Below are 18,818 nucleotides of genomic sequence, written 5' to 3' on the forward strand. Positions count from 1 at the left end.
CCACACGCGCGCGTGCGAACGACTCACCCAGCGCCGGCGCGAAGTCGGCGAAGACGGCGGACGAGGTCTCGGCGGGCGCATCCGTGAAGTCCGGTGACTGAGGCACCCCCGTGACCAGCGGCTGCGCGTCCTCGGCCGGCCCGGCGCCCCGCGCGGCGGCCTCCGCGGCCCGCACCAGCGGCTCCAGCTCGTCCACGGTCACCGCGGACCGCGACACCACCCCGGACGCCGTGCCCTCCTTGCCGTCGACAGCCGCGATCACGGTGAGCGTGCGCCCGCGCGTGACGCCGTTGGTGGTCAGCGCGTTGCCCGCCCAGCGCAGGTTGGCGGTCGACTGCTCGTCGGCGATCACGACACAGCCGTCGGCCCGGGACAGCTCCAGGGCCCGCTCGACGATCTAGTGCGGCTTGCTCGTGGGGGCGCTCATCGACCGGCCTCCTGCGTCGTGTTGAGGATGCTGACGCCCCTGAAGAGGGCGGACGGGCAGCCGTGCGACACGGCGGCGACCTGGCCGGGCTGGGCCTTGCCGCAGTTGAAGGCGCCGCCCAGGACGTACGTCTGGGGACCGCCGACGGCTGCCATGGAGCCCCAGAAGTCGGTGGTCGTGGCCTGGTAGGCGACGTCCCGCAGCTGCCCGGCGAGCCGCCCGTTCTCGATCCGGAAGAAGCGCTGTCCGGTGAACTGGAAGTTGTAGCGCTGCATGTCGATGGACCAGGACCGGTCCCCGACGACGTAGATGCCGCGCTCGACCCCGCCGATGAGATCCTCCGTCGACATCCCGGCGGGATCCGGCTGCAACGACACGTTGGCCATGCGCTGCACCGGCACGTGGGCGGGGGAGTCGGCGAAGGCGCACCCGTTGGACCGCTCGAACCCGGTCAGCCGCGCGATGCGCCGGTCCAGTTGGTAGCCGACCAGCGTCCCGTCCCGCACCAGGTCCCAGGACTGCGCCTCGACGCCCTCGTCGTCGTACCCGACGGTCGCAAGGCCGTGCTCGGCGGTGCGGTCACCGGTGACGTTCATCAGCTCCGAGCCGTAGCGCAGCTTGCCGAGCTTGTCGAAGGTGGCGAAGGAGGTGCCGGCGTAGGCGGCCTCGTAGCCGAGCGCCCGGTCCAGTTCCGTGGCGTGCCCGATGGACTCGTGGATGGTCAGCCACAGGTTGGACGGGTCGACGACCAGGTCGTACAGGCCCGGCTCGACGCTCGGCGCCCGCATCTTCTCGGCGAGCAGCCCGGGAAGCTGCTCGAGCTCGGCGTCCCAGTCCCAGCCGGTGCCCGTGAGGTACTCCCAGCCGCGCCCGACGGGCGGCGCGATGGTGCGCATGGAGTCGAACTCGCCGCTCGACTCGTCGACCGACACGGCGGTCAGCTGCGGGTGCAGCCGCACGCGCTGCTGCGTGGTCACGGTGCCGGCCGTGTCGGCGTAGAACTTGTTCTCGTGCACGGTGAGCAGCGAGGCGTCGACATGGTCCACCCCGTCGGCGGCGAGCAGCCGCATGCTCCACTCGGTCAGCAGCCCGGACTTCTCCTCGTCGGGCACGGTGAACGGATCGATCTCGTACGAAGAGATCCACGTTCTGTCGGTGTGCACCGGCTCATCCGCGAGCTCCACCCGCTCATCCGAACCCGCTGCCTTGATCACCTGGGCGGACAGCTTCGCCATCGCCACCGCCTGACTCGCCACCTTGGCGGCGGCGTCCATGGTCAGGTCCACACCGGACGCGAACCCCCACGTCCCGCCGTGCACGACCCGCACCGCGTACCCCAGATCGGTGGTGTCCGACGACCCGGACGGCTTGCCGTCCCTGAGCCGCCAGGACGCACTGCGCACCCGCTCCAGCCGGAAGTCGGCGTGCTCCGCACCCAGCGCACGCGCGCGTGCCAGCGCGGCGTCGGCCAGGGCGCGTAGCGGAAGCGCCGTGAAGGCTTCGTCGATGGTATGTGGCACCTGGGTCTCTTCCTGTTGGTGTGACCGGTGGTTGCTCCGATCATGTCGCGTCGGCGGGGGCGCGGGCCACACGTTTGCGTCCGGCGTACGCAGCTTTCTGTAGGGATCCAACAGCGAGTCCCCTGCGCCACTGTCGGCGCCCGAATGTCACGGACCGCTGCCCGAACGATAGGTTTTCGGTGAAGCCGCCTGTCATCCAGGTGTTCGGGCGGGGGCATCAGACCGCTATCGAAAGGGTGATCCGTTGAGCCGCTCGGTTCTCGTCACCGGAGGCAACCGGGGCATCGGCCTCGCCATCGCCCGCGCTTTCGCCGACGCCGGCGACAAGGTTGCGATCACATACCGTTCGGGGGAGCCGCCGTCCGGCTTCCTTGCCGTCAAGTGCGACATCACCGACCCCGAGCAGGTGGAGCAGGCCTACAAGGAGATCGAGGCCGAGCACGGCCCCGTCGAGGTGCTGATCGCCAACGCCGGCATCACCAAGGACCAGCTCCTGATGCGCATGTCCGAGGAGGACTTCACCTCGGTCATCGACACCAACCTCACCGGCACCTTCCGCGTCGTCAAGCGTGCCAACCGGGGCATGCTGCGCGCCAAGAAGGGCCGCGTCGTCCTGATCTCCTCGGTCGTCGGTCTGTACGGCGGCCCCGGCCAGGCGAACTACGCCGCCTCCAAGGCCGCCCTGGTCGGCTTCGCGCGTTCCCTCGCCCGTGAGCTGGGCTCGCGCAACATCACCTTCAACGTCGTCGCGCCCGGCTTCGTCGACACCGACATGACCAAGGTGCTCACCGACGAGCAGCGCGCCACCATCGTGTCGCAGGTGCCGCTCGCCCGGTACGCGCAGCCGGAGGAGATCGCCGCGACGGTGCGGTTCCTCGCCTCGGACGACGCCTCGTACATCACTGGAGCCGTCATCCCTGTTGACGGCGGACTGGGAATGGGTCACTGATCACCATGAGCGGAATTCTCGAGGGCAAGCGCGTCCTGATCACCGGTGTGCTGACGGAGGCCTCCATCGCCTTCCACGCCGCCAAGCTGGCCCAGGAGCAGGGCGCCGAGGTCATCCTCACCGCGTTCCCGCGGCCCACGCTGACCGAGCGCATCGCCAAGAAGCTCCCCAAGCCCACCAAGGTCATCGAGCTCGACGTCACCAACGACGAGCACCTCGGCCGCCTGGCCGACATCGTCGGCGAGGAGCTCGGCGGCCTCGACGGCGTCGTCCACTCCATCGGCTTCGCCCCGCAGGACGCGCTCGGCGGCAACTTCCTCAACACGCCGTTCGAGTCGGTCGCCACGGCCATGCACGTCTCGGCGTACTCCCTGAAGTCGCTCACCATGGCCTGCCTGCCGCTGATGCAGAACGGCGGCTCGGTCGTCGGCCTCACCTTCGACGCCCAGTTCGCCTGGCCGCAGTACGACTGGATGGGCCCGGCCAAGGCCGCCCTGGAGGCCACCAACCGCTACATGGCGCGTGACCTGGGCAAGCAGAACATCCGCTGCAACCTGATCTCGGCCGGTCCGCTCGGCTCGATGGCCGCCAAGTCCATCCCGGGCTTCAGCGAGCTGGCCTCCGTCTGGGACAGCCGCTCCCCGCTGGAGTGGGACCTGAAGGACCCCGAGCCGGCCGGCCGCGGCATCGTCGCCCTGCTGAGCGACTGGTTCCCGAAGACCACGGGCGAGATCATCCATGTCGACGGCGGCCTGCATGCCATCGGCGCCTGATCACCGCTGATCAAGGGCTCGCATCCCACCGGGTGCGGGCCCTTCGCGTGTCCCCCGTTCGGCCTATCCGGCCGGGCGGGGGCGGGCCACAACCGGGCACGCTGGAGTTCGCGTTCACCACGCGTCCCTCCCCAGCACGGCCGAGGAGGTCCCCTTGTGCGCCTGTACCGCAGCCTGGCCTCAGCGACCGTCGCCGTAGCCCTCCTCCTGCTCCTTCCGTACGACGCGATGCCCCATGCGCGCGTGCCGGCCGACGAACCGACGGCTGCCCCCTTCGGCGCCGAGTGCCGGACGAGCATCCAGGGCTCCCATGTGGTGGCCCACTGCCACAATCCCTACGTGGACACCGATCGCGTCCAACTGCACATCGAATGCGACCGTTGGTGGGACATCGACACCGACAGCGCCCCTGTCGACACCGGGCCCGCGATGACCGTGCGGCTCGCCGGCCGCTGCTGGAAGGAAGTCGCCTCGGTGTGGGTCAGCCACCAGAACCGGGGAAGCTGAGCCGGCCCGGACGGCACTGGAACGGGTAGCCCGCGGCCTCGGTCGCCGCCGTCTCGGCGTCGCCCGCGCGGATGGCGTCCAGGAGCCGTGTGTGGTCCATGTACGTCTCCGGCGTCAGCCTCTCGCCGACGTCCTCGCGCAGCCAGTCCCGCAGCACCTCGCCCAGGTCCGCGTACATCGCGGTCATGACGTCGTTGTGGGAGGCGGCCACCACCGCCAGGTGGAAGGTGGCGTCCGCTGCCACGAACGCCTCCGTGTCACCCGACTCCCAGGCCTCCTCGCGCCGCCGCAGCAGCGCGTCGAGCTGCTTGAGGTCCTTCTCGGTGCGCCGCTCGGCGGCGAGCTTCGCGGCGGCCGACTCCAGCGTGGAACGCAGCTCGGCGATGTGCCGCGGGTCTGCGCCCGCGAAACGGCGGTGCATCACGCCCGCCAGCTCGCTGGTCGCCACGACGTACGTGCCGGAGCCCTGGCGGATGTCCAGCAGGCCGTTGTGCGCCAGCGCCCGGACGGCCTCGCGGACCGTGTTGCGGGCGACGCCGAGCTGCTCGACCAGTTCGGGCTCCGTCGGGATGCGGGAGCCGACCGGCCACTCGCCCGAGGCGATCTGGTTGCGCAGCTCGGCGATGACCTGCTCGGACAGTGCCGAACGGCGGGGGTGGCTCAGGGGCATGGCACACCTTCGCACGGAACGGGCGGCAGCGGACTGCAGAGGGATGGACAGCCAATCATCCCATGATTCTATGATGGGGCTATGGCAGCGAGCGAGGAAACCCGGACTAGGACGCACCCGGACGTAAGCGGTCCGGCAACCAGCCCGCCGGCGACGGCGGGGGAGAGGTCCCCCGCGCGCGCGTGGACCATGCGCCTGGTCGTCCTCGGTATCGTCCTCTCCGCGCTGAACCTCCGCCCCGCCATCACCAGCCTCGGCGCGCTCCTCGAAGAGGTCCGCGACGGGCTCGGCATGAGTGGCAGCGTGGCCGGCCTGCTCACCTCGGTACCGCCGCTCTGCTTCGCCGTCTTCGGCGTCATGGCACCGCGGCTGGCCCGCCGCTTCGGCCCCGGCGCCGTGGTCTGCGCCGGCATGGCGGCCATCACCGCGGGCCTGATCGTCCGGCCGTACACGGGCGGCACGGCCGGTTTCCTGGCCGCCAGCGCCCTCGCCCTCATGGGCATCGCGGTCAGCAACGTGCTGATGCCGGTCATCGTCAAGCGCTGGTTCCCGGACCGGGTCGGCTCGATGACCGGCCTGTACTCGATGGCCCTCGCCCTCGGGACCTCGGCCGCGGCCGCGGTGACCGTGCCCATGACCGAGGTGCTGGGCGGCAGTTGGCAGTCCGGGCTCGCACTCTGGGCCGTTCCGGCCGCGGCGGCCGTACTGCCGTGGATTGCCCTCGTACGGGACCGGAGGGCGACGTCCGCCGGAGAGGCGGCCGACCGGCGGGAGCACGCGCGCGAGGACGCTCCCGCGCTGCGGATCACCCGGAGCCGCACCGCCTGGGCCCTCGCCGTCTTCTTCGGGCTCCAGGCCACCGCCGCCTACATCACCATGGGCTGGATGGCCCAGATCTTCCGCGACGCGGGCGTCGCCGCGGGCACGGCCGGGCTGCTCCTCGCCGTCACCATGGTGATGGGCGTGCCGCTGGCCTTCGTCATCCCCCGGCTCGCCACGCGACTGCCCCAGCAGGGGCCGATCGTGCTCGTGCTGGGCGTCTGCGGACTCGCCGGTTACGCCGGCCTGTACTTCGCGCCGGCCGAAGGCGCCTGGGCCTGGGCCCTGCTGCTCGGCGTGTCCAACTGCGCCTTCCCGCTGGCCCTCACCATGGTCGGGATGCGCGCCAGAACGGGCGCGGGCGTCGCCCAGCTGTCGGGCTTCGCGCAGAGCACCGGCTATCTGATCTCCATCCCCGGGCCGCTCCTGGTGGGCGTGCTCTACCAGCACAGCGGCGGCTGGGGGCTGCCCATCGCCCTCATGGCCGGCCTGATGATCCCCCAGATGGCGGTGGGGGTCCTCGCGGGCCGCAACCGCACGGTGGAGGCGGAGGCGGCCCGCTGACCCCGGCGGAGGAGGCACGGGCGCGGGGTGGGAGACTTGCCGCATGCCAGTGCTCGATCCGAACCCCCAGAACGGCCAGAAGAAGATGCTGCTCGTCTTCGGCTCGTTCTTCGCCATCTTCGTGATCATCGCCATCGTGGCGTCGATCGCCGCCCCGTGACACCCCTCGGCCCTCACCCCCTAAGGGATGGTGGGGCCAGCCCCACCATCCCTTAGGGGGTGAGGGTCAGGGTCAAGTGGGTGGATCACCGGATGGGTTGGCCGCTCTTGTTTCCGTAGCTTCGAACTGTGGCCGCGCGACGCGGACCACGACCCATCGAGGACGGACCCACGGAGGCATCATGTCGGCCCGCACGCACACCTGGCCTCACCCGGCGACCACCGGCCGCGTCGACATCCGGCTGCCCTGGTGGGCCCTCGCCCTGCCGATAGTCGCCTTCGTCGCGCTGCTGGGCCTGATGCTGAACCCCTCCGACGCCCACGCGGCGACCGGCGAGCCCGCCATCACCCACCTCGTCGAGCGTGCACACCAGCTGATGACCCGCTGAGCACGGGCGAAGCCGCCCGTCAACTCCCTGCGCCCCATGGCCTGTTTCATGCGAAGCTGGATCTCATGAGCGTCGCAGAACCCCGCAGGATTGTCCTCTTCCGGCATGCGAAAGCCGACTGGCCACAGGTGAACGACCACGAGCGGCCGCTCGCCGAGCGGGGCCGCAAGGACGCCGCCGTCGCCGGACGCAAGCTGGCCGACTCCGGTATCCCCTTCGACCTGGCCCTCTGCTCCACCGCGATCCGGACCCGCGAAACCTGGAAGCTCGCCGTCCACGAGTTCTCGCAGCGGCCGAAAACCGTTTACGAGGAGCGGATCTACGAGGCCTCGCCCGGCGAGCTGATCGCCGTGCTCAACGAAACCCCCGACGACGCGCAGAACGTTCTCCTGATCGGCCACAACCCGGGCGTGCAGGGCCTCGCCGAGGTCCTGGCGGCCTCCGCCGACGAGGACGCCCGGGAGCGAATGAGCCGCCGCGGCTTCCCGGCCGCCGCCTTCGCCGTGCTGACCTTCACCGGCTCCTGGAAGATCCTGGAACCTGGCGCGGCCACCCTGGTCGACTACTGGGCGCCGTCCGAGTGATCCCGTCCAGGTGAAGGGCCTCGGCACGCTCGCAGTGCCGGGGCCCTTCCCTACGGCGGTCGGCTCAGTCCTCGTCGTGCGTGTCCGCCGCCTCCACCTCTTCGCGGGTCACGCCCAGCAGATACAGGACCGTGTCCAGGAACGGCACGTTCACCGCCGTGTGCGCCGCCTCGCGCACCACCGGCTTGGCGTTGAAGGCGACCCCGAGCCCCGCCGCGTTCAGCATGTCCAGGTCGTTGGCGCCGTCGCCGATCGCCACGGTCTGCGCCAGCGGTACGCCTGCCTCCGCGGCGAACCGGCGCAGCAGCCGCGCCTTGCCCGCCCGGTCCACGATCTCGCCGGTGACCCGGCCGGTCAGCCTGCCGTCGACGATCTCCAGCGTGTTGGCCTGCGCGAAGTCGAGCCCCAGCCGCTCCTTGAGGTCATCGGTGACCTGGGTGAACCCGCCCGAGACAACGCCCACTTGGTACCCGAGCCGCTTCAGCGTCCGGATCAGCGTGCGCGCGCCCGGCGTCAGCCGCACCTCGCTGCGCACCTTGTCCACCACCGACGCGTCCAGCCCCTTGAGCAGCGCCACGCGCGCGTGCAGCGACTGCTCGAAGTCCAGCTCCCCGCGCATCGCGGCCGCCGTCACCTCGGCGACCTCGGCCTCGCAGCCGGCGTGCGCGGCGAAGAGCTCGATCACCTCGTCCTGGATGAGCGTGGAGTCCACGTCCATCACAACCAGGCGTTGAGCGCGCCGGTGCAGGCCCGCAGCGACGACCGCCACGTCCACGCCGAGCGCCGCCGCGTCCGTGACCAGGGCGGTGCGCAGCGGCTCGGTCTCCACGCCGGACACCGCGAACTCGACCGCCGTCACGGGGTACTTGGCGAGCCGGAAGATACGGTCGATGTTGCCGCCGGTCCTGGTGATCCGGCCGGCGATCGCGGCCGTCGCCTCCGCGGTGAGCGGATGCCCCAGCACCGTCACCAGGGACCGGCCGAGGCCGCGCGGCCGGTTGTCGCCGAGGCCGGAGATGATCTCCGCCTGCATCTTCATGGACTCCGCCCAGCTGTGGACGGTGGCCCGCAGATCGCCCTCGAGTCCGCGGGGCGGCTCGGTCACGAGCGCGCACAGCACGATCCGGCCGCGCGTGACGACCTGCTCGATGTCGACCACGTCGACGGAGTAGGCGGCGAGGGTGTCGAAGAGTCCGGCCGTGATGCCCGGCCTGTCCTTGCCGAAGATCTTGACAAGGAGAGTGGGGACGTCAGAGGTCTGCGAAGCGCTCATGGTGTTCCCACCGTAACCGGCACCCCGTGCCTGTCGCCCCTGAGGTCCGCTTAGCGGACACGGAACAGTGGATAACACTGGATGTCGCTCCGGTGGCGTACTCCCGACGGGTCGGCCACGGCTGAGCCCCCCGCCCCGACTTCCACCGGCCGGCGGTTCACCGCAGGCCCTTGGGCCGCCCGGACGGCGGAGGACCGGGCGGCGGAGGTGGCGGCCCCTCCTCGGGCGAGGTCGGCGGTTGCCTGCCCGGCGCCTCGGACGACGGCGGCCCTGGACGCCGTGGAGGCGGATCGAAGGGCCGGGCGACGGTGGGAGCGCCGTACATGTCGTCGCCCCGCGGAGCCCCGTCGGAGGGCCGTACGTCCTCGCGCTCCCGCAGCTCCTCCGGCACCCGCAGATAGGGATTGGTGTCAGGGTTCGGCGGCCGGTACGGCGTGCTGGGCGCATACGGCCCCGACGTCCCCGCAGGAACGGGCGCCCCCCCGCGCCCCGTCACCGCGTGCCAACGGCGCCGCCTTCCGCCCCGCGGCCCCGGTCGCGTACGCCAGCAGCGCGCCGACGGCACCCGCACCCGCGCCCCACAGGGCGCCGAGCAGCAGCGCCATCCCGAGGTGCCCCTGCAGTTCGACCCTCGCCCCGAACGCATCGAATCCCAGCACGGACAGCGAGGCGTCCAGGGACACCTCCGTCAGCAGGCCGAGCAGCGGCAGCGCCAGCGCGGTCACGACCCCCAGTCGCAGCGCACACCGCCCGGCGAAGCCGAGGGCGCCCTGATCACGTACCGGCGTCCGCACCCCCTGCAACACGCCCGCCAGCAGCATCATCAACGCCGCCGCCACGCCGAGCAGCCACACCCGCCCGTCCAGCTCGGCCAGCCGCCCCAGTGTGACCGGCTGGTCGGAGTCGACCAGCAGGTCGTCCAGCGGATCCGGCAGAAAACGGGTCAGCGCACCCGAGGCCTCCCCGTCCCACGGCACGAAGAGTCCGAGGGGAATCCCCAGCCACACGCCGTTCGGCGCGCCGAGCAGCGCGGCCCCCGCGATCCGCTTCGGACGGTCGTCGCCGATCGCCGCGTAGGCCGCCGCCGCGAGCCCTGCCGCCACGGCCACCAGCAGCACCGCGACCAGCGCCGACACGGCCGGCCGTACGACCCGGTGCACGGCCTCCCAGCCGCGTGGCAGGGGAGTGCGGCGTGCGGCCAGCAGGGCGATCAGCAGGACCCCGGCCGACCAGCCCAGGCCGCCGAGCAGCGTGGGCGCGGTGTCCACGGTGAACCCGACCGCCGCTTCCGCGTCGATGAGGTCGCCGACCCGGTCGGGCAGCAGCCCGCCGATGTCCCCGACGTCCCCGAGCCCGGGGATCTCGATGCCGCCGGAGCCCGAGCCGCCGGGTAGCCCGTCCAGCCCCAGGGAGCCGCCGTCGATCGTGATGACGTCGTGCCCCGCCCAGGCCAGCCCGCCCAGCGTCGCCACGAACAGAGCGACCACCGCGCCCGCGCGCGCGAGGAGTTCGGCCGGTGCGACCACAACTCCCGCCGTACGCAGGGACCGTAAGAAGAACCAGGACAAAAGGAGCGCGCCGACCAGACTCACACCCAGCGGCGTGATCTCGAGGGCCGTCGTGGCCTCGGCGCCTTCCAGCCCGAACGCGGACACATCGCCCGACGGCGTGACCGAACCACCCGCCCCGAGCGCCACGACCGCCGCGGTCATCGGCCCCAGCGAACCGGCCGAGTCCGCCTCCAGCAGATGCAGCCCGAGTGCCGCCGTGCCCGCCATCCCGATCAACGCCCAGCTCACGGAGGCGATCGCGGACAGCAGGATGTCGACCCACGGCAGCCTCCTGCCGTACTCCGCGCTCTCGGCGTTCTCGACGCTCATGGCAGACCCCCCATCCGCGGCACGGTGTCGCCACCGCGCATGTCCCCCTCGCGTGGGATTACCACTCTCCGGCCCGGTTTCAACCCCGTCAACGGGACGAGTCGTTGCGCCCGTACGCGGTCTTCACAAGGCCCGACTTTCGGTCAGGGGGCCGCTCCTGAAATAGTTCCCCCCGATGTTCGACATCCCTAGACTCCCTGTGATGGGGGTAACTCGGGGGACAACTCAGTGGGGCATGGAGTGCCGGAACTCGTACTGCAAACCAATGGACGAACCTGGACGCTCGAGCCGTCCAGGGCATACACACTCGGACGCGATCCGCAAGGAGACATCGTGTTCGACGACGCCAGGGTCTCCTGGCGGCACGCCACGGTCAGCTTCAACGGCCGCAGTTGGGTCATAGAAGACCATGGCAGCACCAACGGCACGTTCGTGCAGGGGCAGCGGATCCACCAGATGGAGATCGGCCCCGGCTCGTCCGTCAACCTGGGCAACGCGACCGACGGACCGCAGCTGAACCTGTCCGGCGCCGCGGCGGCTGTCGCACCTCAGGCACAGCCCCAGCAGCAGCCGTACGCCGCTCAGGGCGCCAATCCTGGCTGGTCCCAGCAGGCGCCAGAGCAGGCGCCGCAGCAGCAGGCCCCGCAGGCCGGCTGGCAGCAGCCGCAGCAGCCCGTCGCGAAGGTTCCGCACCAGCAGGGCCCCGGTGGTGGCGCGGGGGCGCCGCCGGTCTACGGCGACCGCAGCCCGACCACGTTCCACCAGTTCGCGCTCGGCCGCGTCATGCGCATCGGCCGCGCCCTGGAGAACGACCTGGTCGTCTCCGACCTCCAGGTCTCCCGCAACCACGCGGAGTTCCACTCGACGCCCGACGGTCGCATGGAGATCCGCGACCTGGGATCGCACAACGGCACGTACGTCAACGGCCAGCCGATCCCCAAGGGCGGATCCCAACTGCTCGGCCCGACCGACATCGTGGGCGTCGGCCACTCGACGTTCCGGATCGTCGGCGACCGGCTCGAGGAGTTCGTCGACACCGGTGAAGTCAGCTTCTCCGCCCGCCACTTGACCGTCACGGTCGACGGCGGCAAGCAGATCCTCAAGGACGTCTCCTTCGGCGTCCCGGAGAAGTCGCTGATCGCGGTGATCGGCCCGTCCGGCTCCGGCAAGTCGACCCTGCTCAAGGCGCTCACCGGCTACCGGCCCGCCAACCAGGGCGAGGTCCTGTACGACAACCGGAACCTCTACAAGCAGTTCGCCGAGCTGCGCCAGCGCATCGGTCTGGTCCCGCAGGACGACATCCTGCACAAGGAGCTGACCGTCAAGAAGGCCCTCAAGTACGCGGCCAAGCTGCGCTTCCCCGCCGACACGACGGCACAGGAGCGCGAGGCCCGGATCGACGAGGTGCTGCGCGAGCTGAAGCTCGACATCCACAAGGACAAGAAGGTCACGTCCCTGTCCGGCGGCCAGCGCAAGCGTGTCTCGGTCGCCCTGGAGCTGCTCACCAAGCCGTCGCTGATCTTCCTCGACGAGCCGACGTCCGGCCTCGACCCGGGCATGGACCGCGATGTCATGCAGCTGCTGCGCGGCCTCGCCGACGACGGCCGTACGGTCCTCGTCGTCACCCACTCCGTGGCCGAACTGGCACTGTGCGACAAGCTTCTCGTGATGGCCCCGGGCGGCTCGGTCGCCTACTTCGGCCCGCCCGAGGAGGCGCTGAACTTCTTCGGCTACGACACCTGGGCCGACGTCTTCTCCGCCTTCGAGAACTACCGCGACTACGACTGGGCGGGCCGCTGGAAGGGCTCGCAGCACTACCAGATGTACGCCGCGGACATCGACGCCGTCGCCGCACAGTCCGTACAGATGCCGCCGATGCAGGCGATGAAACCGCCGAAGCCGCAGGGCTGGATGTCCCAGTTCGTCACCCTGGTGCGCCGCTACGTCTCGGTGATCGCCTCCGACCGCGGCTTCCTGGCGCTGATGCTGATCCTGCCGGCCGTGCTCGGCGCGGTGAGCCTGCTCATCGACCCGGACAACGGCCTGCTGCCCAACCCGGCCAACCCGCAGACCGGGCGCATCATCCCGAACGGGACGGCCACCACGGTCCTGCTGATCCTCGCGGTCGGCGCCTGCTTCGCCGGCGCCGCCAACTCCGTCCGCGAGCTGATCAAGGAACGGGTGATCTACGAGCGGGAGCGCGCGACCGGCCTGTCCCGGTCCGCGTACCTCATGTCCAAGGTGTTCGTGCTGGGCATGATCACCGTGCTGCAGGGCCTGCTGGTCGGCGTCATCGGCTTCTCCAGCCGGGAGCTCCCGGAGGAGGGCTTGGTCCTCGGCGGGCTCACGCTCGTGGAGCTCTCCCTGCCGATCATGGCGCTGGGCTTCACCTCGATGATGTTCGGTCTGATCATCTCGTCCCTGGTGAAGACGGCCGAGAAGACCATGCCGCTGCTGGTCATGTTCGCGATCATCCAGGTCGTCTTCACGGGCTGCCTGTTCGCCCTGAACGGCACGGTCGGCGTCAACCAGTTCTCGTACCTGATGCCGTCCCGCTGGGCGGTCGCCGCCGCGGGTGCCACGCTGGACTTCAACAAGATCAGCCCGCCCGAGGAAGGCGCCGACAACGACCCGCTGTGGGAGCACTCCGTCGGCACCTGGGGCATGGACATGGCCGCCCTGCTCGCCCTCGGGGTGATCTGCGGCTTCTTCGTGGCCCGCTTCCTGCGCCGCCACGAGCCCGAGGTCATGCGCAAGTAGGCGCGGGCAAGGAGTTCGTACGAAGCCGAAGGGCGGCACCCGGTCAGGAGGGGTGCCGCCCTTCGGCGTGCGCGACCGGAGGTCCGCGCCGGCCTCGGTCCGCGCGGTTTCGTCAGTACGCGCCGAAGACGTTGTCGATCGAGCCGTACTTGTCGGCCGCGTAGTTGGCGGCGGCGGTGATGTTGGCGACCGGGTCGTAGATGTTCCAGGACGTGCCGGGGACGTGGTACGCGTTGAAGGTCGGCGGGATCACCTGGAGCAGGCCCTTGGACGGGACGCCGTTGACGGCGTTGATGTCCCAGTTGTTGATGGCGTTCGGGTTGCCCGAGGACTCCCGCATGATGTTGCGGTGCAGACCGTTGTAGGAGCCCGGGATGCCCTTGCTCTGCATGATGTCCAGCGACTGCCGGATCCAGCCGTCGAGGTTGTTGGCGTAGGTCGCCTTCGCGGCGACCTGCTGGACCTGGACGCGCTGCGCGGACCGGCTCGCGGCCTCCTTCGCCTGACGCACCAGCTCCGCCTTCCGCTCGGCGGCGGCCTTCTTCGCGGCGGCGGCTTCGGCGGCGGCCGCCTTCTTCTTGGCGGCGGCTTCGGCGGCGGCCTTCTTCTTCGCCTCGATCGCCTCGACCTTCACGCTGGCAACCGCCAGCTGGTCGGTGACGCTGGCCCTGACGTCCTTGACCCGCTCGGAGCTGTAGGTCACCGGGGACGCGGAGGCGGCGTCGATCGTGGTCGTCTGCCCGCCCGAGGGAACCGCCGAGAACGCGAGGGCGGCGGCGCCGAGCGTGGCGACACCGGCGAGGGCGATCTTGTGGTTCTTGGCCAGCGCGCGACCACGGTCGCGAAGCTTGGTGTTCTTGGGCATGGCTGATGGACCTCTTCGAATAGCGCGGAGGTCGCTCTACGTCCAGCGGGGGAATCGGCTCTTCCCGCACGAACGCCGCGGGCCGAAACCCACGGCGCTGAGCGACGGCAGCCATTGTTAGCGGCCGCAAAATTCCCAGGCAAAGGTGTGACGTACTACCCCAGCTAGTAGACACCGAAATGACAAAACGGGACAGATTGGACCATCTGTCCCGCTCGGCATGAGGGGGTTTATCTCCTATGCGCCTTAGTATGTGATCTGCACCCTATGTGCGGGCTCACATGGACCGCGCAACAGTCTCACCAACAGTTGCGTGAGCAATGCTCTGCGTGAGCACCTTCCGCCGGAAGCAGGAGATGCACGTCCCCGAACTCGTGCCACAGGTAGCGCCCGCGCAGGGCCTCCTCGTACCCGCGGTCGATCGCCGCCCGCCCCGCGACCGCCTCCAGCATCAGCAGATGCGAGGCCTCCGGCTCGTGCAGCCCCGTCAGCAGCCCGTCCACCACCCGCACCCCGCGCTCCGGGGTGACGACGAGATCCGTCCACCCTTCACGCGCACGTACGACCCCGTCGGCTCCGGCCGCCGACTCCACGGCCCGCACGGCCGTCGTCCCGACGGCGATCACCCGCCCGTCCCCGGCCTTGACCGCATTGATCAGCCGAGCCGACGCCCCCGACACGGCGAAACGCTCGGGATACGGCGGCTCGTGTGCCTCCGCCGACGCCACCCCCGTGTGCAGCGTCACAGGCGCGAACTGCACACCCCGGCTCACCAGCTCCGTCACCATCCGCACCGTGAAGGGCCGCGCCGCACTCGGCATCTCCGCACTGCCCGCCCCGTCGGCCGACGGCAGCGCGAACACCGTCTGGTAGACGGACAACGGCTGGTCCCGCTCCGTATAGGAGTAACGAATCGGCCGCCCGTGCTCCCGCAGCATCCCAAGGACCCCCGCCCCGGACGGCCGCGCCCACCACAGCCGCTCGCCCCGTGCACTGAGCGGCTCCTCCACTACCAGCCGCACGCCCCCGGGCAGCCGCACCTCTGTCCCCACAGGGCAGCCCGCACGCGCGCGCGTGGTGCCCTTCCCGTCCGGATCCCGCAGCTCGACCGCCCACCGCCCGTCGTCCCCGCGGGTCGAGAAATGCACCACCCCGCGCGCGTGCCCGATCCGCCCGTCCACCGCGGCGGCCAGGGTCGGCGATGTGTTGACGACCAGCAGATCCTCCGCCCGCAGCAGCCGCGGCAGCTCCACGAACGCGTGATGCGACACCTCCGCGCCCCGCGACACCAGCAGCCGTACGGCGTCCCGGTCCAGCCCCGGCCCCCGCTGCTCCACCGGCACCCGCGCGGACAACTCCTCCGGCACCTGGACGGCCGGCGTCATCGATCCCCCTCCAGCAGCGCCGGCGCACCGTAGCGGCCGCTCACCGGCCGCTCGTCCAGCAGCCGCAGGAACGCCGGCACCACACCGGCGGGCTCCGGCCGCGGATCACCGTCGTCCGGTACAGCCGCCGCGTACAGGTCCGTGGCCATGTCACCGGGGTCGACCGCCCAGACCCGCAGCTCCGGCTCCTCCACGGCCAGCACCGCTGCGAGATGGTCCAGAGCCGCCTTGGACGCCCCGTAGCCGCCCCACGTCTCGTACGCCTCGGCGGCCGCATCCGAGCTGACCGCGATCACCGCCCCCGCGTCGGCCGCCTTCAGCAGCGGCAGCGCCTCCTGCACCAGGCCGAGCGCGGCCACCAGGTTCACCTCCAGCGCCCGCCGCAGCCCGTCCAGCGGCAGCTCCCGAAGCCGTACGAGCGGCTCGGCGCCCAGCGCGCTCGCGTTGCTCACCAGCAGATCGACGCCGCCCAGCTTCCAGGCCGCCGCGACCAGCGCGGCCCGGTGCCCGGCGTCCGTGACATCGCCGGGCAGGGCCTCCACGCGGGTTCCGTACTCCGCGAGCGCTGTCGCCGTCTCCCGCAGCGACTCGGCCCCACGGGCGTCCAGCACCAGATCCCAGCCGCGCCCGGCCAGCGCCTCGGCGAGCGCCCGCCCCAGCCCCTTCGAGGCCCCCGTGATGATCGCTACCGGCATGATCCACGTCCCCTCGTCCTCTACGCCGCTCGATCGGCGTGCCCTCAACGTAGGAACCGGGCAGCCGGCCCCACCTCGGCCGCGGGCCGCAATCGGTCGGGGCCCTTCGACCTAATCCATCCGGCCACAACCTTGGTCCTAGGCCGGTCCTAGGCCCACCGGCCCAGGCGGCTGCCGTCACCGGTCCGATCCGCGGTGTCACAGCCCGCCGGTACCGTGAGGACATGAGTCACGGCCCCCGGTCCGGCCTCGCCGCGGTGAGCTCCGCGCTGCTGGCCATGAGCAGGCACCTCGAGGTGCGCGACGTCCTCAAGACGATCGTCGCCTCGGCCCGCGAGCTGCTCGACGCGCAGTACGCCGCGCTCGGCGTCCCGGACGACCATGGCGGGTTCGCGCAGTTCGTGGTCGACGGGGTCAGTGACGACCAGTGGCGGGCCATCGGTCCCCTCCCGCGCCAGCACGGCATCCTCGCCGCGATGCTCCACGACGCGAAGCCGCAGCGCCTCGGCGACGTCCGCACCGATCCGCGCTTCGAGGGCTGGCCCTCGGCCCATCCCGAGCTGTCCGACTTCCTGGGCCTGCCCATCCGAGACGGCGACGAGGTCATCGGCGCACTGTTCCTGGCCAACAAGCTGCATTCTGTGGGAGACCCCCCACACCCCCCGAGCTCCAAGCCGCAAGGCGGCTGCGGATTCACCGCGGACGACGAGGAACTGCTGGCCATCCTCGCCCAGCACGCCGCGATCGCCCTGACCAACGCCCGCCTCTACGAACGCAGCCGCGAGCTGACCATCGCCGAGGAGCGCTCCCGCCTCGCCCACGAACTGCACGACGCGGTCAGCCAGAAACTGTTCTCCCTGCGCCTGACGGCACAGGCCGCCGCGGCCCTCGTCGACCGCGACCCGGCCCGGGCCAAGGGCGAACTGCAACAGGTGGCCGCACTCGCCGCCGAGGCCGCCGACGAACTGCGCGCCGCCGTCGTCGAACTACGCCCCGCAGCCCTCGACGAGGACGGCCTCGTCGCCACCCTCCGCACCCAGATCCAGGTCCTCGACCGCGCCCACACCGCGCACGTGACCTTCACCGGCCGAGGCGTGCGCGCCCTGCCCGCCGCCCAGGAGGAGGCCATGCTGCGAGTCGCCCAGGAGGCCCTGCACAACGCCCTGCGGCACTCCGGGGCCGACCGGGTCGACGTGACCCTGGAGAGGCGCGGCAGCGGTGCCGTCCTGCGGGTCACGGACGACGGAAGCGGCTTTGAACCCCGCACGGTGCGCCGGGCGGGACGCCACCTCGGTCTGGTCTCCATGCGGGACCGGGCGAGCGGGGTCGGCGGCACGCTCACTGTGGAATCGGCGCCCGGAAAGGGCACCACCATCGAGATGGAGGTCCCCGGTGGCTGAAGCGATCAAGGTGCTGCTCGTCGACGACCACCAGGTGGTCCGCCGGGGCCTGCGCACCTTTCTGGAGGTGCAGGACGACATCGAGGTGGTGGGCGAGGCCTCCGACGGTGCCGAGGGCGTCACCCGCGCCGAGGAGCTCAAGCCCGACATCGTCCTCATGGATGTCAAGATGCCCGGCATGGACGGCGTCGAGGCGCTGCGCAAACTCCGCGAGCTGGACAATCCCGCGCGCGTGCTGATCGTCACGAGCTTCACCGAGCAGCGCACGGTGGTCCCGGCCCTGCGCGCGGGCGCCGCCGGTTATGTGTACAAGGACGTCGATCCCGACGCGCTGGCCGGCGCCATCCGCTCGGTGCACGCCGGGCACGTACTGCTCCAGCCCGAGGTGGCAGGTGCCCTGCTGTCCCAGGAGGAGGCCAACTCCGGACCAGGGAGGGCGGGTTCGCTCACCGAGCGGGAACGCGAGGTGCTCGGCCTGATAACCGACGGCCGTTCCAACCGCGAGATCGCCCGCGCGCTGGTGCTGTCCGAGAAGACGGTGAAGACCCATGTCTCGAACATCCTGATGAAGCTCGACCTGGCGGACCGCACCCAGGCGGCACTGTGGGCCGTACGCCACGGGATGACCGGCTGATCAGTACGCCCGTCCGGCAATACGGAGGGTTCCGCTCCGGGCTGAGATTCATACCGTCGTGGGAATGTCCCCCGAATGGCGCATCCTTCGTCGATCTCCGCCGTTCTTCAGTGCGTGCTGCGGCGACTGGCCGCGGCGATCGCATCAGAAGGGCTCAGAAGTGAAGAACCTGAAGAAGGCAGCGGCCGTGACGATGGTGGCCGGGGGTCTCATGGCTGCCGGTGCCGGGATGGCTTCCGCCACCGACGGCGCAACGGCCGACGGCAAGGCCGTGGGCTCGCCGGGTGTCCTCTCGGGCAACGTCGTCCAGGCCCCGGTGCACGTCCCGGTGAACGCGGTCGGCAACAGCGTGAACGTCATCGGCGTGCTGAACCCGGCCTTCGGCAACCTGGGCGTCAACCACTGACGTCCACGGCAAAGCCGCTGTGACCTCCGGCCTCCCGGGCACTCCCGGGAGGCCGGTCGGGTTTCCGCCAGCCCGCCAGTCCGCGGGTATTCGTGCCGCCCAGGGCGGCACGGGTGGGCGCGGGCGGCACCCCGTCAGCGCCGGGCTGCGCACCCACCC

18 protein-coding genes and 1 pseudogene are annotated in these 18,818 nt (G+C 71.0%); 11 read left to right on the forward strand and 8 right to left on the reverse strand.

Going from position 1 to position 18,818, the window contains the following annotated elements:
- Together ACTWQJ_RS24580 and ACTWQJ_RS24585 are read right to left on the reverse strand one after the other, a co-directional pair.
- Window positions 1-397, reverse strand: a 397-nt coding sequence (locus tag ACTWQJ_RS24580; RefSeq protein ID WP_443308768.1) for a PmbA/TldA family metallopeptidase, incomplete at its 3' end; no start/stop codon positions are given.
- Between the two features lie 26 nt (window positions 398-423).
- A complete protein-coding gene (locus ACTWQJ_RS24585) occupies window positions 424-1,947 on the reverse strand; it encodes a TldD/PmbA family protein (protein ID WP_443308752.1) in 1,524 nt (507 codons plus the stop codon).
- A gap of 244 nt (window positions 1,948-2,191) precedes the next feature.
- Between ACTWQJ_RS24585 and fabG the strand changes: the two genes are divergently transcribed.
- The 3 genes from fabG to ACTWQJ_RS24600 all read left to right on the forward strand — a co-directional run bounded on the left by fabG (window position 2,192) and on the right by ACTWQJ_RS24600 (window position 4,176).
- On the forward strand, window positions 2,192-2,896 hold the full coding sequence (gene fabG / locus ACTWQJ_RS24590) for a 3-oxoacyl-[acyl-carrier-protein] reductase (RefSeq protein WP_443308753.1): 705 nt from the start codon (window positions 2,192-2,194) through the stop codon (window positions 2,894-2,896).
- A gap of 5 nt (window positions 2,897-2,901) precedes the next feature.
- Window positions 2,902-3,669, forward strand: a complete 768-nt coding sequence (gene fabI / locus ACTWQJ_RS24595) for an enoyl-ACP reductase FabI (RefSeq protein ID WP_443308754.1) — start codon at window positions 2,902-2,904, stop codon at window positions 3,667-3,669.
- A 156-nt stretch (window positions 3,670-3,825) separates the two neighbouring features.
- Window positions 3,826-4,176: a hypothetical protein gene (locus ACTWQJ_RS24600; protein ID WP_443308755.1), complete on the forward strand. Its 351-nt coding sequence runs from the start codon at window positions 3,826-3,828 to the stop codon at window positions 4,174-4,176.
- On the opposite strand, the gene ACTWQJ_RS24605 is transcribed toward ACTWQJ_RS24600, so the two are convergent.
- The gene (locus ACTWQJ_RS24605) at window positions 4,151-4,846 is read right to left on the reverse strand and encodes a FadR/GntR family transcriptional regulator (RefSeq protein ID WP_443308756.1); all 696 of its coding nucleotides are present in this window, start codon (window positions 4,844-4,846) and stop codon (window positions 4,151-4,153) included. The two genes, ACTWQJ_RS24600 and ACTWQJ_RS24605, sit on opposite strands and share 26 nt — an antisense overlap.
- An 81-nt stretch (window positions 4,847-4,927) precedes the next feature.
- Between ACTWQJ_RS24605 and ACTWQJ_RS24610 the strand changes: the two genes are divergently transcribed.
- The 4 genes from ACTWQJ_RS24610 to ACTWQJ_RS24625 all read left to right on the forward strand — a co-directional run bounded on the left by ACTWQJ_RS24610 (window position 4,928) and on the right by ACTWQJ_RS24625 (window position 7,361).
- Window positions 4,928-6,229: a CynX/NimT family MFS transporter gene (locus tag ACTWQJ_RS24610; RefSeq protein WP_443308757.1), complete on the forward strand. Its 1,302-nt coding sequence runs from the start codon at window positions 4,928-4,930 to the stop codon at window positions 6,227-6,229.
- Between the two features lie 43 nt (window positions 6,230-6,272).
- Entirely contained in the window at window positions 6,273-6,389 is a 117-nt protein-coding gene (locus ACTWQJ_RS24615) for an SGM_5486 family transporter-associated protein (protein ID WP_129797136.1), read from the forward strand.
- A 181-nt stretch (window positions 6,390-6,570) separates the two neighbouring features.
- Entirely contained in the window at window positions 6,571-6,777 is a 207-nt protein-coding gene (locus ACTWQJ_RS24620) for a hypothetical protein (RefSeq protein WP_443308758.1), read from the forward strand.
- Between the two features lie 65 nt (window positions 6,778-6,842).
- Complete coding sequence (locus ACTWQJ_RS24625) at window positions 6,843-7,361, forward strand: SixA phosphatase family protein (protein WP_443308759.1); 519 nt, start codon at window positions 6,843-6,845, stop codon at window positions 7,359-7,361.
- A 64-nt stretch (window positions 7,362-7,425) separates the two neighbouring features.
- Here the strand turns inward: ACTWQJ_RS24625 and serB are convergent, their stop codons facing one another.
- Complete coding sequence (serB, locus tag ACTWQJ_RS24630; protein ID WP_443308760.1) at window positions 7,426-8,634, reverse strand: phosphoserine phosphatase SerB; 1,209 nt, start codon at window positions 8,632-8,634, stop codon at window positions 7,426-7,428.
- A 157-nt stretch (window positions 8,635-8,791) separates the two neighbouring features.
- Window positions 8,792-10,514 (reverse strand): annotated as a pseudogene (locus ACTWQJ_RS24635) (streptophobe family protein).
- 240 nt (window positions 10,515-10,754) lie between these two features.
- Between ACTWQJ_RS24635 and ACTWQJ_RS24640 the strand changes: the two are divergent.
- Window positions 10,755-13,274: an FHA domain-containing protein gene (locus ACTWQJ_RS24640; protein WP_443308761.1), complete on the forward strand. Its 2,520-nt coding sequence runs from the start codon at window positions 10,755-10,757 to the stop codon at window positions 13,272-13,274.
- Between the two features lie 112 nt (window positions 13,275-13,386).
- On the opposite strand, the gene ACTWQJ_RS24645 is transcribed toward ACTWQJ_RS24640, so the two are convergent.
- The 3 genes from ACTWQJ_RS24645 to ACTWQJ_RS24655 form a co-directional block, all read right to left on the reverse strand.
- Window positions 13,387-14,139 carry a transglycosylase SLT domain-containing protein gene (locus tag ACTWQJ_RS24645; RefSeq protein ID WP_443308762.1) on the reverse strand — a complete coding sequence of 251 codons (753 nt, stop codon included), beginning with the start codon at window positions 14,137-14,139 and terminating at the stop codon, window positions 13,387-13,389.
- A gap of 299 nt (window positions 14,140-14,438) precedes the next feature.
- Complete coding sequence (locus tag ACTWQJ_RS24650) at window positions 14,439-15,524, reverse strand: S-adenosylmethionine:tRNA ribosyltransferase-isomerase (RefSeq protein WP_443308763.1); 1,086 nt, start codon at window positions 15,522-15,524, stop codon at window positions 14,439-14,441.
- On the reverse strand, window positions 15,521-16,219 hold the full coding sequence (locus ACTWQJ_RS24655; protein ID WP_443308764.1) for an SDR family NAD(P)-dependent oxidoreductase: 699 nt from the start codon (window positions 16,217-16,219) through the stop codon (window positions 15,521-15,523). The genes ACTWQJ_RS24650 and ACTWQJ_RS24655 overlap by 4 nt, the downstream gene beginning before the upstream one ends.
- Before the next feature lie 224 nt (window positions 16,220-16,443).
- Here ACTWQJ_RS24655 and ACTWQJ_RS24660 point away from each other — a divergent pair, with 224 nt between their 5' ends.
- From ACTWQJ_RS24660 to chpE, 3 genes are all read left to right on the forward strand, one after another.
- Window positions 16,444-17,619 carry a GAF domain-containing sensor histidine kinase gene (locus ACTWQJ_RS24660; RefSeq protein WP_443308765.1) on the forward strand — a complete coding sequence of 392 codons (1,176 nt, stop codon included), beginning with the start codon at window positions 16,444-16,446 and terminating at the stop codon, window positions 17,617-17,619.
- Window positions 17,612-18,253, forward strand: a complete 642-nt coding sequence (locus ACTWQJ_RS24665; RefSeq protein WP_443308766.1) for a response regulator — start codon at window positions 17,612-17,614, stop codon at window positions 18,251-18,253. Before ACTWQJ_RS24660 ends, ACTWQJ_RS24665 begins: the two co-directional genes overlap by 8 nt.
- Before the next feature lie 160 nt (window positions 18,254-18,413).
- A complete protein-coding gene (gene chpE / locus ACTWQJ_RS24670; RefSeq protein WP_443308767.1) occupies window positions 18,414-18,659 on the forward strand; it encodes a chaplin ChpE in 246 nt (81 codons plus the stop codon).
- Window positions 18,660-18,818 lie beyond the last annotated feature (159 nt).

The organism is Streptomyces sp. KR55, assembly GCF_052245645.1.
Lineage (GTDB): Bacteria > Actinomycetota > Actinomycetes > Streptomycetales > Streptomycetaceae > Streptomyces > Streptomyces flavusporus.

Bases quoted from the DNA above. Each gene is read 5' to 3' on its own strand.
- fabI (WP_443308754.1), top strand. From the start codon at position 2,902: ATGAGCGGAATTCTCGAGGGCAAGCGCGTCCTGATCACCGGTGTGCTG.
- ACTWQJ_RS24605 (WP_443308756.1), bottom strand. From the start codon at position 4,846: ATGCCCCTGAGCCACCCCCGCCGTTCGGCACTGTCCGAGCAGGTCATC.
- ACTWQJ_RS24610 (WP_443308757.1), top strand. From the start codon at position 4,928: ATGGCAGCGAGCGAGGAAACCCGGACTAGGACGCACCCGGACGTAAGC.
- ACTWQJ_RS24615 (WP_129797136.1), top strand. From the start codon at position 6,273: ATGCCAGTGCTCGATCCGAACCCCCAGAACGGCCAGAAGAAGATGCTG.
- ACTWQJ_RS24620 (WP_443308758.1), top strand. From the start codon at position 6,571: ATGTCGGCCCGCACGCACACCTGGCCTCACCCGGCGACCACCGGCCGC.
- ACTWQJ_RS24625 (WP_443308759.1), top strand. From the start codon at position 6,843: ATGAGCGTCGCAGAACCCCGCAGGATTGTCCTCTTCCGGCATGCGAAA.
- serB (WP_443308760.1), bottom strand. From the start codon at position 8,634: ATGAGCGCTTCGCAGACCTCTGACGTCCCCACTCTCCTTGTCAAGATC.
- ACTWQJ_RS24645 (WP_443308762.1), bottom strand. From the start codon at position 14,139: ATGCCCAAGAACACCAAGCTTCGCGACCGTGGTCGCGCGCTGGCCAAG.
- ACTWQJ_RS24650 (WP_443308763.1), bottom strand. From the start codon at position 15,524: ATGACGCCGGCCGTCCAGGTGCCGGAGGAGTTGTCCGCGCGGGTGCCG.
- ACTWQJ_RS24655 (WP_443308764.1), bottom strand. From the start codon at position 16,219: ATGCCGGTAGCGATCATCACGGGGGCCTCGAAGGGGCTGGGGCGGGCG.
- ACTWQJ_RS24660 (WP_443308765.1), top strand. From the start codon at position 16,444: ATGAGTCACGGCCCCCGGTCCGGCCTCGCCGCGGTGAGCTCCGCGCTG.